Origin of the sequence: Peribacillus butanolivorans, assembly GCF_001273755.1 — a bacterium.
GTDB classification, from domain to species: Bacteria; Bacillota; Bacilli; order Bacillales; family DSM-1321; genus Peribacillus; species Peribacillus butanolivorans.
Genome location: NZ_LGYA01000005.1, coordinates 324,304 through 337,528, shown reverse-complemented (window position 1 = coordinate 337,528; position 13,225 = coordinate 324,304). Strand labels below are relative to the sequence as shown.

Here is a 13,225-nt window from a genome sequence, read left to right as displayed (position 1 = left end):
ATTAAGTATGTTAAAAAAACCCCTGTACAGGGATGTGTTTCAGTCCAATAAACATCTTCAAACTATACGCAAACTAAACATGAAAAGAGGCGGCAAGTTCTTACACCGTCTCTCTTATCATTATACACCTAACTTTAGGCTAAATTACCATGGCAATTCTTATATTTTTTGCCGCTACCACATGGACATAAGGCATTTCGCCCGACTTCATCCTTTTTACGGGCTGGAGCCTTCTTCACTTTTCCTCCATCTTCTTCCTTCGGATTGACCGCTTGTCCTTTTATGACTTCTTTCCGCTCTAAATTGTTGCGAATTTCAGCTTTCATAATGTATTTAGCGACTTCATCTTCCATGGAGGCAATCATAGCTTCAAACATTGCGAAACCTTCTGATTGGTATTCACGAAGTGGGTCAATTTGACCATAAGCACGAAGGTGAATCCCTTGACGCAATTGTTCCATAGCATCGATATGGTCCATCCACTTGCTATCCACCGCACGAAGAACGATAACCTTTTCAAACTCTCGCATTTGATCTTCTGAAAGCTCTGCTTCTTTTTGATCATAGTCTTCTTTCACTTTACCTAAAATAAATTCAACCAATTCCGATTCATTTTTTCCTTCTAAATCTTCTATTGTAATTGAACCTTCATTGAATAGGTTACCATTCAAGTAATCGACAAGACCTTGTAAGTTCCAGCCTTCTTCATCACCCATTGGAGCAAACGCAGCAACATTGCGCTGAATGGATGCCTCAATCATCGTCTCAACAATTTCACGTAAGTTTTCACTTTCCATCACATCAAAACGCTGTTTATAGATGATTTCCCGTTGTTGACGTAGGACATCGTCATACTGCAGCAATTGTTTACGCGAATCAAAGTTATTCCCTTCCACTCGTTTCTGAGCGGATTCAACGGCTCTCGTCACCATTTTACTTTGAATTGGCTGTGAATCATCCATACCAAGACGTGCCATCATACTTTTCATATTATCCGAACCGAAGCGTCGCATCAGTTCATCTTCCATTGATAAATAGAATTGAGTAACCCCAGGATCTCCCTGACGACCGGAACGACCACGCAATTGGTTATCTATCCTTCGACTTTCATGACGCTCCGTACCGATAACAGCAAGGCCGCCAAGTTCTTTGACACCTTCGCCAAGCTTGATATCCGTACCACGGCCAGCCATGTTAGTAGCGATTGTAACTGAACCTTGATTACCTGCATTCGCAATGATTTCTGCTTCACGCTCATGATTCTTTGCATTCAAAACATCATGAGGTATACCTTTTTTGGATAAATACGCAGAAATGACTTCAGACGTTTCAATGGCAACAGTACCAACGAGCACTGGCTGCCCTTTTGTATAACGCTCAGCGATGTCTTCCACAACAGCGCGGAATTTCCCATCCGTTGACGCGTAAATAAGATCGGCGCGGTCATCACGAACAATATTCCGGTTTGTTGGAATCGCAATAACATTCATATTATAGATATTCCGAAATTCCTCTTCCTCTGTCTTAGCTGTACCTGTCATACCAGAAAGTTTTTCGTACATCCGGAAATAGTTTTGGAACGTGATAGTTGCAAGTGTCATGCTTTCATTTTGAATTTCAAGGCCCTCTTTTGCTTCAATTGCCTGATGAAGACCTTCACTATAACGACGGCCCTTCATTAAACGGCCAGTGAATTGATCAACGATGACAATCTCGCCATCTTGAACAACATAATCCACATCCAAATGCATGGAAACATGCGCCTTCAAAGCCTGATTAATATGATGGTTTAAGGTAACATGGTTGATATCGAACAAGTTATCGATATTAAATGCTCTTTCAGCACGGTTCATACCCTCTTCGGTCAGCTGAACACCTTTTGTTTTTTCATCATACGTATAGTCCGTTTCTTTTTGTAACGTCCTCACAAACGCATTTGCTTGGATGTAAAGCTGCGCCGATTTTTGCGCTGAACCAGAAATAATCAATGGCGTTCTCGCTTCATCAATCAAAATCGAATCGACTTCATCGATGACAGCAAAATGCAACGGGCGCTGTACCATTTGTTCTTTATACAAAACCATATTGTCACGCAAGTAATCAAAGCCTAACTCATTATTCGTGCTATAAGTAATGTCAGAATTGTAGGCAGCTTGTTTTTCTTCTTTAGAATGACTGTTCAAATTCAACCCAACAGTCAAACCCAGGAAATCATACAATACACCCATCTCAGTTGCATCACGGTTCGCCAAGTATTCATTGACAGTCACGACATGCACACCTTTACCAGTAAGCGCGTTTAAATAAACCGGCATGGTTGATGTTAATGTTTTACCTTCCCCCGTTTTCATCTCAGAGATGTTTCCATCATGAAGTGATGCCCCACCCATGATTTGAACACGGTAAGGGTACAAACCAAGAGCTCGTTTCGCCCCTTCACGCGCAACCGCAAAAGCTTCAACAAGCAAATCATCCACGGTTTCCCCGTTTTGATAACGCTCCTTAAACTCCTCTGTTTTGGCGCGCAACTGCTCATCCGATAACGCAGCTGTCTCATCAGCCAGCGCTTCGACCTGATCAGCGACTTTTTCCAGACGCTTAATTTCTCGCTTATTCGGATCAAAAACTTTATTTAATATATTAAGCATTCAATAACGCTCCTCTATTATGGTAATGATCATTCAATAACACATTCATATAAGTAAGAAGAAACACACCTTCTGTTAATACTAATCCACGCTTAATTTTAACACTTCTATTCTAGAGGTACAACTTCATGTCACTCTATGTCTATGGACCTGAATTCAGTTCTTACGAAAAACATTGGATAAAAGAGGGGTAAAACTGTTAAAATAGAGGGAAGTAGCAAAAGTACATTACACACTCCCCACTTTTCACATGAGTCTTTAACAAGACAAACGAAAATGCGAAGTAAACAGTAACCTTCTATCAATAGATATTTTTGGTCCCTCTATACTGATAGTCAGTTGAAGCAATCTAGCTTTTCAGGCTTCCTATTCCTGTGATTTTATGTGGGTTTAAAACTTATAAATCGAAGATAAATAGAACATGTTTCGAGGTGGTATTGTTGATTGGTGAACGTGTAAAAAAACTGCGAGAAGAAAAGAAAATGTCAATGACTGAACTAGCCGATAAAGCCGGAGTAGCAAAGTCATACTTAAGTTCGCTCGAGCGTAACTTACAAACAAATCCTTCTATTCAATTTCTCGAAAAAATCTCTGCTGTACTTAACATTCCTGTAGATGCCCTTCTTTACGATGCGCCAAATAAGGAATCCTTGGACACTGACTGGATGAAAATTGTTGAGGAAGCTATGAATTCTGGCGTTTCAAAACAACAATTCAGAGAGTTCATTGAGTTTAATAAATGGAGAAAAGATAAAGAAGAATAGATAAATGCTAAACTATCTACACAAACATAAATAGTACAGCTCTATCAAACTAGTATTGGTAGAATCTCAGAAAATAAAATAATCCCTATAGACAGCTATGTTGTAAATCAACTGTTTATAGGGATGTTTTTTTCATTCCTTTTTGGTTCTTAGTTTTCATTGTTCTCCTCTAGTGACACATTTAGATTCTCTTTTTTTAAAAAAGCACTAATTTCTTCTTTCTTTAAACCCAATTTCCTAGCTTCTGAAATCAACTTCACCCATTCTTGATCCACTTCCACGTTAACCACCTCTTTTATCCTCCTAAAATACTACTTGTATGTATTTCAGGCAGACCAGCCATCTTAGCATTAGGCAAACTTAGGCCTGTGCCTTTGCGCCCTCATCTTTCGCTGAGCTTGCCTTTGTCAGGGTAATTATTACAAAAACTATATTTATTATGTTATTATAGCGAATATTTGCTCCAAATATTGCTACTTTATGTCGCTAATTTACCACAATGTACAACTTTTTATCGACAAAATATTACAAAATCAAGAAATCCATGATATTTTTTGTCTATTTCATGTACAAAACAAGATGGTTCAAATTATTCATGTTCGTTTTTTTATAAAATTATAAACATTGCCCTTCTTATTCAAACGATGGGGCATATTAATTCTTTCCATAATAAGTGCATCAAAGGCTTTTTGCGCAGACAAGTCTTCACCGCAGGTCGGACAAAGCCAACCTCCATATTCTACACTGCTAAAAGACGCTCTATGACATGTATAGCAATTTTTCCGATACAAAAATCCAACTCCTCTGCACCATATTCAAATCGTTTTATATAAATAAATCATTGTTCTTTTTAAAGAACTTTAATCCGAGTATAGTGCAATAGGAGGGGTTATTTAAATAGGTATAAATGTCTATTTATCTTATTAAAGAACATAAAATGTTCTTTTTAAAGAAAATACAATACATTCCATACTTCATTGTGTTTTTTAGAGAACAATGAAATCCCCAGGAGCCAACCAATTAATCGATACTATTTGATACCTTGTTTTCAACAGATGAATTTTACTTATTATCACATTATCAAAACACTTATCGAATTGCCGAAAAATATTTAAGGAAAAAGGAAGGAAATATAAACAACCATTGACTTCTATGGTTGAAATCGATGGTTATTTTTCCAGAGCTTATCGAACTCCTTAGCCCAAATGAACATTGCAATGGATAGAGTAAAATGTAAAAAGCACAACCCATAGTCTGGGTTGTGCTTTTGTTTATAGATTCATATTAACTAGGTTCAATTAATCCGTAGCGCCCATCTTTACGACGGTACACAACGTTCGTTGTATTTGTATCCGCATTAGTGTAAACGAAGAAACTGTGACCAAGCATATTCATTTGCAGAATCGCTTCTTCACTATCCATAGGTTTCAAATCAAAGCGCTTATTGCGGACTACTTCAATATCAGTATCATCTTCAAATTCATCCACCACTTCATCAATTTCCGTATTAAAGGCGAACGCCTCAGGAGTTGTTGATAAGTTGTTACGGAATTTACGATTGACTTTCGTTTTATGTTTACGAATTTGGCGTTCAAGCTTGTCATTAATCAAGTCAATAGCAGCATACATATCCGCATTTTCCTCTTCAGCGCGAAGAACCAAATTCTGCATAGGAATCGTCACTTCGACCTTGGATGTATTATTGTTAACTTTCAAATTCACTAACACATTTGCATCTGGTGTATTGTTAAAATATCGTTCTAACTTGCCAATTTTCTTTTCGACGTATTCTCGAATTGCTGGAGTTACCTCAATGTTTTCACCGCGTACGTTGTAATTCATAAAGTGAGTCCTCCTTAAATTAAGACTATACAGTTAGATTCTACAATACCCCTCCGGTTTCCTTTAGAAACACATCATGAAATATGTCGAAATTTTGAAACAATTGTCGGAAGGTTAGGAAAGGGTTGATGTCTGCCCTAGCTTTATTATAACAAATACAAAGCTATAAAGAAAAAATTAAGCCCTTAATATTTACAGAAAATTTAAAAACAATTAACATTAAAACTGTTTGCAATTAAAACGGCTGATTAATATCTAATTTCTTTTATCGTAGAACACGCCATCTGTGGATAATGATTGATAAGGGTTCACATATTTATTAGTAGATTCTTTTTTGAGACTTAGCTGTTTAATATCGCGTTGGATTTCTACTTTTTGTTCTTCTAGGAGTTGTGAAACTTTTTCGTTGAGTTCGATTAACTTCTTCCCTAAATCCTGTTCAGAATCAGAAAAAGGCGGTTGAATCCCTGCCATCAACTTCTCCCGCTCCTCAAGTAAGGCCTCAACCTTTTCAATTTTCCGGTCCCGATCCTGCTCATTTTCCAACGTCGAAAGCAATTGGTTCGTTGCCTCATAAAAATGTTGAATAGCTCCCATTATGCTTGACCACTATTGGCAAATTGCTTCTGGCGGTTCAACTGAATAGCTTCCTTCCATGTATCACGAAATTCCATGACAAACCCTTCAACCTCTTCTAAAATATCCAGATCACTTTTAATGTTGGCTTCAATCAAGCGTCGATTCAAATAATCATAAAGGGACATTAATTCCTTGGATATAGCCAAATCCATTTTTAATGTGACCATTAGCTCCTGAATGATTTTTTGCGCTTTAATTAAATTCGTGTTTTTTTCTTGAAAGTTTTTTTCCGCAATTGCTTTTTTGCTCAATGTAATAAACTTAAGGCATCCATTATAAAGCATTAACGTAAGTTCACCTGGAGAGGCAGTATTCACCGAATTTTGTTGATAAGATTGGTAGGGATTATTGATTGCCATCATTCAAACTTCCTTTCTAAAGTTGCTTAGCTGAAATACTGAGATAGGCTGCTGCTTTGACTATTCGCTTTCGAAATCGCTTTCTCCATGGCTGTGAATTGATTATAATAGCGGGTTTCTAAAGCCTTCAGCTTGTCTTGCCAACTATCTATTTTCGTATTGTAGCTATTTAAGAGTTTTCCAATCGTGAAAGTTGAATTATTAACAGAAGTCGCTTTACCTGCTTTATCTTGGATATTAGTCATCGTCGCTTTGATATCAGCCCTCAACCTTTTGGCCAATCCCATTTCACCACTTGTTTCTCCTGATTTCATAAACAAATCATAAATTTTGTTTGGATCCTCTGAAATAGCAGCACGCAGTTTTTCTTCGTTAATGGTTAGCTTACCACCTTCAAGATAGTTACTTGTAGTAGTTATTCCAATTTCACTTAATGAGTTGACGGAGTTGCTTCCACCAACAGAGGTATATAGCGAGGTCCGCATTTTCGTAAGAAGACCCGCTAACATAGAATCTCCCCGAAGTGTCCCACTCTTTGCCTTCGTTTCCCACAGTTTAATTTCATCCTCAGTCATGTCTTTCCTTTGTGCCGTGGTCAACGGTTGGTATGCACGGTACTTTGTTTCATCTGTCTTCGTTTTGATGTTAGCAAGTATCTCGTTGTACTTATTCACAAACTGGGTAACAGTATCTAGAACTGCGTCTACATCTGAGGTAGACGAAAAGGTTACCGGACCCGTATTCCCCTGTTTAAGAGTAATTTCAACACCGTTAATAGTGAATGTGTTGGTGGAACGTTCAATATCCAGACCGTTATAATTTAAGGTTGCATTTTGACCGGCCGTTCCTCTACTCGCTCCAACAGCAGCAATATTATTTTCATCTAAATTTAGGAGATCCGTAAAGAGTGTACCACTCAAACCAATTTCTGCAGTAACACTCGTTCCATCTTCTCTTGTTAATCCAGTTGGAACTGCCCCCGTGTTTTTCGCCGTAAATGAAATCTGTTTCGTGTTCTGATCATAAAAAGCAGTAACATCTGAATTAGCATTAATTTTTGATATTAAACTATTTAACGTATCAGTATCTTCAATTTTTGTCGTAAAGGTATTTAAAGAACCGTCCTTATTAATCGTTTCAATTTTTATTTCCTGTCCTATATACGCTTCAGGAATGATATCTGTTGCTTTTTCAACTCCCACTGCCCCATTACTGAGCATAGTTGCTGCTGAAGCTAATTTTCCTACTGTCAAAGTCCCAGAAAAATCAACCGTTGAATTGATATTCTTTACTGAGATTGCATTAGGATCAGAAACTGACACTGTTTTCTTAATAAAGGATTTTTGCATCCCCACTCCATCTTTAATAAGGGTATCCAGTTCCAACAATAACTTATTGATCTCGCGATAATCATCTCGCTGCCATTCAGCATATTGTTTCTTTTGTTCTAGCGTATCCAAAGGAACACGTGCAGCCTGCATCATACTGCTAACAAGCGCGTCAATATCCATCCCACTCGCTAAACCGTTAATTCTTACCATCGTAACATCACCTACCTATACTTTTTCATCTACCATAATACCGACGAACTCGGTCATCGCTGCATAAAAGTCTAAAAGCTTCTTTGGTGGGATTTCCCGAATCGTTTCATTGGTTACGTCATCCACAACCTTGACATAATACTCATTCAATTTTTCATGATATTCAAAACGAACTGCCGTATGTGTTGGATTCAGAAAGGTGTTTAAACTATCAACTACATCTTGAACCCTTTCTTTTGAAGGCTCAATATTAGATTCCGCACTTTGCTCTGAATAGGCAACTGTATTTATTTCTCTCTGATAGTAGGAACTAATTCCATCTGAAATTGCTGTTCTAAGTTGTGAGGAAAGAATATTAGTGGATAAACTCTCCAGCATCTTAATGCCCCCAATGTATTATCTTTATTTTTTATATCGGTAATTACTATTTTATATTTAGGCTTTCGACATTTCTTAAGAAGTAAGATATACGGGATTTATTTAGTAAGCATCTATTTAAAACCTTGGAAGGTTTGATTATACCTATGACTTACTGTATTCTTCGATAATTATTCTTTTACTAACTCTCTATGAAAAAGGATTCTACCTTAACGAGTTTAATATGGACTATTAAATAATACTTTAGCAATTTAATTTCCTTAGAAACGAAAAAAGACTCTAGAAAAATTCTAGAGTCTTTTTTTTCTAAACTGTAGAGTAAAAATTAACGTAATAACTGAAGAACACCCTGTGGTTGTTGATTGGCTTGAGCCAACATTGCTTGAGCTGCTTGAGATAGAATTGAATTCTTAGTTTGGTTCATCATTTCTTTTGCCATATCAACATCACGTACACGAGACTCAGCAGCAGTTAAGTTTTCTGAAGCATTATTTAGATTATTGATTGTATGCTCCAAACGGTTTTGAACTGCTCCTAGATATGAACGACCTGAAGAAACAGATTCAATTTGAGTCTGTACAGCAGTAACAGCAGCATCAGCACCTGCTTGAGTTGATATATCTAATGCAGCAACAGCAGTGTGAGCAGCAGATAAATCAACACCTACAGTAGTTAGGTCAATGTCAATTGTTTGACCTGCATCAGCGCCAACTTGAATTTTACCGTTTGCGTCTGAACCGTCCAGCAATTTTTTTGTGTTGAAAGTCGTATTGTCTTTAATACGCTCTATTTCTGAAGAAAGTTGTGCAAATTCATCTTGTAAAGCTTTACGATCTGCATCTACATTTGTGTCATTTGATGCTTGAACTGCTAATTCACGCTGACGTTGAAGGATAGAATGTACTTCATTAAGTCCTCCCTCAGCTGTTTGAATTAAAGAGATACCATCTTGAGCGTTACGAGAAGCTTGATCAAGACCACGAATTTGTCCACGCATTTTTTCAGAAATAGCAAGACCTGCTGCGTCGTCACCTGCACGGTTGATGCGAAGACCTGAAGCAAGTTTCTCCATTGATTTAGATTGTGCATTTGTTGCACTTGATAATTGACGGTGTGTGTTTAGAGCTGCGATATTGTGATTAATAATCATTTTTGTTTCCTCCTTGAGTTTTAAATTCCCACATCCATGTGGTTTTTTACGATGAATAGTGAATAAGACTTCCGTCTATTTCACTACTTATCGTTGTATATATAATATCGACGTGCGTAGAAACATATTTAGAGATTTTAAGATTTTTTCTTGAAATGTTCATATAAATTTTCCAGAATACTGGTTTCTGTTTTAGTAGCTTCATTATTTTCTTGCTGAATAGATAGATAGATTTCTTTTCGATGAATCTCCACATTTTTTGGAGCATTGATACCAAGTTTGATCTGTTCGCCTTCTATAGCTAAGACCGTAATTTCAATATCATTACCTATCATGATCGATTCATTAGTTTTTCTAGTTAGAACAAGCACTATTTTTCCTCCTGTTCTACTGAAGGTTCATTAAGAAGATGCTTAGTCATGTAACCACTTCCATTCATGATAAACTGCTTTCCTGTTTTTTTAGAGATATTTAAAATGATAGGAGCTTGAAGATTAGCGGTCGTTTTCTTGAAAGGTTCGTGGATTGTTAAAATGACGAACGTAATGACTTCCTTTTCTGCTTCAATTTGCAAAGTAGATAGTACCTCATCAGTAAGCTTCACTTCATAATCATGAAAAATATCAAATGGGTTCAACATGATAAAAGCAACCTCTTTTGTTGTTATAGATTGCAGAACGACAAATGGTGTTTCCTCCAAAGCTAGCAAACAAAACTGTTTTTCGTCTAAAAACCCTGGTATCCCGCTTTCAAATGTATAAATGTTTTCTTGTGCTATCTCTATTTCGCCATGAAATTTTGTTTGTCTATTCATATATGTCTTCACTCACCTATCTCATCTGGAAACAAATTAATGAAATCTATATCCAGCGAATTTTCTTGTAAAACTTCCACTTCTACATTACCTGGGATGTATGTATGGTTTGGCTTATTAACCTGCACATCGATGATCGGTTTTTGAGGGGTTGCTTCAATTTCTACCTGAGCCGGTTGATAGTCCAGCTGAACACTGAAATGAGAGGGAATCCAGCCGAGATTAAATTGCTTTTCTGGCCCCTTGCTGTTTCGCTTCGCCTGAACCGCGATTGTATTACCTCCGTTTTCAATATGTCTCAACTCCGTACCCTGCTGTGACCTTCTTGCCATACCTGCCAGCCAATCCTGATAGCCCTGCTGTGCAAATTCCTCAACTCGCTTGGATAGGCTTTTCAAATCCATATCTTCTCTCGCTTTTGTTTGATCAATCGTTAGCTGCCCTGGGGTTGTCTGAATTTCTAAGATTGCTCTCGGCTGTTCAATTGATTGGTCCGCTGCCTTCTGCTGAATTTCCTGTACAGGTTGGTCTATATTCAATCCAACCTTCATTGAGGAAGACTGCAATTGTATTTGTGGCATTTGCATCCTTATCACTCCTCTTCTTATGAAAAAAAGCTATCCATATAGGAATAGCTTAGCGAAGAAAATCTAGTAAACTCGGTTGGATGATTCTTGCTCCAACACTTAATGCAGCACTATGAATACTTTCCTGGGTCGTTAAATCCATTATCGCCTTTTCGATATCGACATCCTCGTTTTTCGAAAGGATTTCTGTAGCAAAAACTTCCTGCTGCTTTAGGCGGTCCGTCATCAATTCAATTCGATTCTGCCTAGCACCAACCTGAGCTTGCATAGCTAAGAATGTATTGATAGTTTCGTCAATTCCTTCCAGTGTGCTACTCACGTCACCGCCGTTTTCAAGTGCATCGATCGTTTGATCAATGCTGCCGCCAATAGCAAGCGCATTCCCAAAAAGCTTGGATCCGTCTGTATTAATCTGAATAGTAATCCCAGAAAATACTTCAAGATTAATAGCTCCTGTGCCGTACAATATATTCCCATCACCATCTTTAACGGAAGATGGTTTCACATTCGTATTCTGACCGTTAAAAATATACTTCCCACCAATCTGGGTATCACCTATACTTACGAGATGTTCTTTTAATTGCTTAATTTCTTCTGATACACTTTCAAACTGTTCTCCATCATAGGTTCCATTACTACCTTGAACGGTTAACTCACGAATCCTTTGCAGAACGGAAACTGCTTCACTAATGGCATCATCTGTACTATCAATCCAGTTAGTTGCCTCCGAGATGTTACTTGTATACTGCTGGATTTGATTGAGATTGATCCGGTACCCCATTCCCATCATTGCAGCAACGGGATTATCGGATGGTTTAGAGAGTTTTTTTTGAGAAGAGACTTGTTCCTGCAACTTGCCCATTTTTTCGTAACTTCTGCTTAAATTACTTAACATATTATTAGTTAGCATGGATTGCGTCACACGCATATTTTCTCACTCCTATTATCGGCCTACCGTACCCATTCCGTTAATGATTTTATCGAGCATTTCATCCATCATCGTCATCATTCTTGCAGAAGCATTGTAAGCTTGCTGGAACCTAATCATATCTGTCATCTCTTCATCTAAGGATACAGAACTGACAGAGTCTCTATTTTGGTTAACGGATGTAGCAAGCACTACAGAGTTGGAAAGATTCTTTTGAGCACTTTGTGAATCAACACCCAATTTCCCAATAATCCCGGAATAATAGGTGTCAAAGGTCCCAGTTAACTCCTTAGAATTTTGGTCTTTAGTTGAGTAATCACTAAAAGCTTTCTTTTTCAAATCAGCTAAGAGTTTAGCATTTTCATTATCCCCAGAAGCTCCTCCACTATTACCACCTGCGGCGATTAATGAAGGGTCCTTCAATATCTCACTATTCACCTTGATGCTTTCAGCAGCACTCTTACCTGGTTCAATTTCAAAAAAGTTTAATGTTGATGTTTCACTAGCTCCTAACGCATACCCCTGCTTATGAATAGCATTAAACTCATTCACAAAAGCCGTTGCCATATTATCCAGCTTCTGCAGCATATCAGGATAGGTTCCTCCGATTGTACCATCACTCTTTTTATAGCCAAAACTGTTAATCAACCCGGATAGCTCTCCTGAAGACTTGTACTCCGTTAATGTTTTCGAACCAAATTTCACTCCATCTACCATACCTGTCGATTTATCATAGCTAACTTCAACTTTTGAAGTTCCAAGCATTCCAGTTTGGTTAACACTTACTAGATTGATAGGTGGCACATAAGAAGAACCGTCTTCTTGCATTAGTTCAATATTGTATAGTCCTGTTGCTACATCACTAGCTTTGCCATAATCAGTTGGAATGACGTTTTTTACGTTTATACTAACAAGCTGAGAGAGGCTGTCTACAAGTAAATCACGTTTATCGTAAAGTTCATTCGGGATAATCCCATGCGGCTCTACTTTACTAATTTGCTGGTTAAGTTGATCAATACTGCTAATAAGCAGATTGATTTCGTTCGCTTTAACGTTAATTTGATTTCCGATATCCGTTTGAACGCTTTTTAGCGAATTGTAGTAGTAGTTAAGGGTATCCGCGACCATAACGCCTGTTGAGGCAACAACCTCACGAGCCCCTGAGTTTTCCGTGTTGGCCGTTAACCCCTGCAGAGAATTCCAGAATTTTTCCATCATTGCAGCTAACCCGCTGTCGGTTGGTTCATTCATGATACCTTCCATTTTAGACAATGATTCGCTCATCGCCCCGTAAAAACCGATTTTATTACTTTGAGTCCTGTATTGTGAGTCCAAAAAGCTGTCTCGGATTCGCTGTACAGTTTCTGCAGCCACCCCTGTCCCGAGTTGACCTGCTATACGAGGGCTGTTTAATCCGACGGTAGGAAACCCAGATGTCTGTACCAAGTTAACACGCTGCCTTGAATATCCTAATGTATTGGCATTGGCAACGTTATTTCCTGTAGTATACAAGGCTCCTTGTGAGGTCGATAATCCACGTTTAGCTGTTTCAAGCCCCATAAAGGTTGAAATCAT

The 13,225-nt window shown here is 38.0% G+C and carries 14 protein-coding genes and 1 riboswitch; of the genes, 1 reads left to right on the top strand and 13 read right to left on the bottom strand.

Going from position 1 to position 13,225, the window contains the following annotated elements; genetic code table 11:
- Positions 1–134: 134 nt before the first annotated feature.
- Positions 135–2,648 (bottom strand): preprotein translocase subunit SecA, encoded by a 2,514-nt coding sequence (gene secA, locus AKG34_RS23590; protein ID WP_053348574.1) that lies wholly within the window; start codon positions 2,646–2,648, stop codon positions 135–137.
- Between the two features lie 440 nt (positions 2,649–3,088).
- Here secA and AKG34_RS23585 point away from each other — a divergent pair, with 440 nt between their 5' ends.
- Positions 3,089–3,412 carry a helix-turn-helix domain-containing protein gene (locus AKG34_RS23585; RefSeq protein WP_053348573.1) on the top strand — a complete coding sequence of 108 codons (324 nt, stop codon included), beginning with the start codon at positions 3,089–3,091 and terminating at the stop codon, positions 3,410–3,412.
- Between the two features lie 149 nt (positions 3,413–3,561).
- On the opposite strand, the gene AKG34_RS27265 is transcribed toward AKG34_RS23585, so the two are convergent.
- The 12 genes from AKG34_RS27265 to flgK all read right to left on the bottom strand — a co-directional run bounded on the left by AKG34_RS27265 (position 3,562) and on the right by flgK (position 13,225).
- On the bottom strand, positions 3,562–3,702 hold the full coding sequence (locus AKG34_RS27265) for an anti-repressor SinI family protein (protein WP_236695035.1): 141 nt from the start codon (positions 3,700–3,702) through the stop codon (positions 3,562–3,564).
- Between the two features lie 36 nt (positions 3,703–3,738).
- Positions 3,739–3,825: riboswitch (cyclic di-GMP riboswitch) on the bottom strand.
- Positions 3,826–4,696: 871 nt separating this feature from the next.
- Positions 4,697–5,254 carry a ribosome hibernation-promoting factor, HPF/YfiA family gene (gene hpf, locus AKG34_RS23575; protein WP_053348571.1) on the bottom strand — a complete coding sequence of 186 codons (558 nt, stop codon included), beginning with the start codon at positions 5,252–5,254 and terminating at the stop codon, positions 4,697–4,699.
- Positions 5,255–5,509: 255 nt separating this feature from the next.
- Positions 5,510–5,851 carry a flagellar protein FliT gene (locus AKG34_RS23570; RefSeq protein ID WP_053348570.1) on the bottom strand — a complete coding sequence of 114 codons (342 nt, stop codon included), beginning with the start codon at positions 5,849–5,851 and terminating at the stop codon, positions 5,510–5,512.
- Positions 5,851–6,252, bottom strand: a complete 402-nt coding sequence (gene fliS, locus AKG34_RS23565; RefSeq protein ID WP_053348569.1) for a flagellar export chaperone FliS — start codon at positions 6,250–6,252, stop codon at positions 5,851–5,853. The genes AKG34_RS23570 and fliS overlap by 1 nt, the downstream gene beginning before the upstream one ends.
- A gap of 26 nt (positions 6,253–6,278) precedes the next feature.
- Complete coding sequence (locus tag AKG34_RS23560) at positions 6,279–7,793, bottom strand: flagellar hook-associated protein 2 (RefSeq protein WP_053348568.1); 1,515 nt, start codon at positions 7,791–7,793, stop codon at positions 6,279–6,281.
- A 15-nt stretch (positions 7,794–7,808) separates the two neighbouring features.
- Entirely contained in the window at positions 7,809–8,171 is a 363-nt protein-coding gene (gene flaG, locus AKG34_RS23555; protein ID WP_053348567.1) for a flagellar protein FlaG, read from the bottom strand.
- Positions 8,172–8,496: 325 nt separating this feature from the next.
- Complete coding sequence (locus tag AKG34_RS23550) at positions 8,497–9,321, bottom strand: flagellin N-terminal helical domain-containing protein (RefSeq protein WP_053348566.1); 825 nt, start codon at positions 9,319–9,321, stop codon at positions 8,497–8,499.
- 137 nt (positions 9,322–9,458) lie between these two features.
- Positions 9,459–9,692, bottom strand: coding sequence for a carbon storage regulator CsrA (gene csrA / locus AKG34_RS23545; RefSeq protein ID WP_053348565.1), 234 nt, complete (start codon positions 9,690–9,692; stop codon positions 9,459–9,461).
- Positions 9,692–10,135: a flagellar assembly protein FliW gene (gene fliW / locus AKG34_RS23540; RefSeq protein WP_053348564.1), complete on the bottom strand. Its 444-nt coding sequence runs from the start codon at positions 10,133–10,135 to the stop codon at positions 9,692–9,694. The genes csrA and fliW overlap by 1 nt, the downstream gene beginning before the upstream one ends.
- A gap of 8 nt (positions 10,136–10,143) precedes the next feature.
- Positions 10,144–10,722 carry a DUF6470 family protein gene (locus AKG34_RS23535; RefSeq protein ID WP_053348563.1) on the bottom strand — a complete coding sequence of 193 codons (579 nt, stop codon included), beginning with the start codon at positions 10,720–10,722 and terminating at the stop codon, positions 10,144–10,146.
- Between the two features lie 49 nt (positions 10,723–10,771).
- The gene (gene flgL / locus AKG34_RS23530; protein ID WP_053348562.1) at positions 10,772–11,650 is read right to left on the bottom strand and encodes a flagellar hook-associated protein FlgL; all 879 of its coding nucleotides are present in this window, start codon (positions 11,648–11,650) and stop codon (positions 10,772–10,774) included.
- A 15-nt stretch (positions 11,651–11,665) separates the two neighbouring features.
- On the bottom strand, positions 11,666–13,225 hold the full coding sequence (gene flgK, locus AKG34_RS23525; protein WP_053348561.1) for a flagellar hook-associated protein FlgK: 1,560 nt from the start codon (positions 13,223–13,225) through the stop codon (positions 11,666–11,668).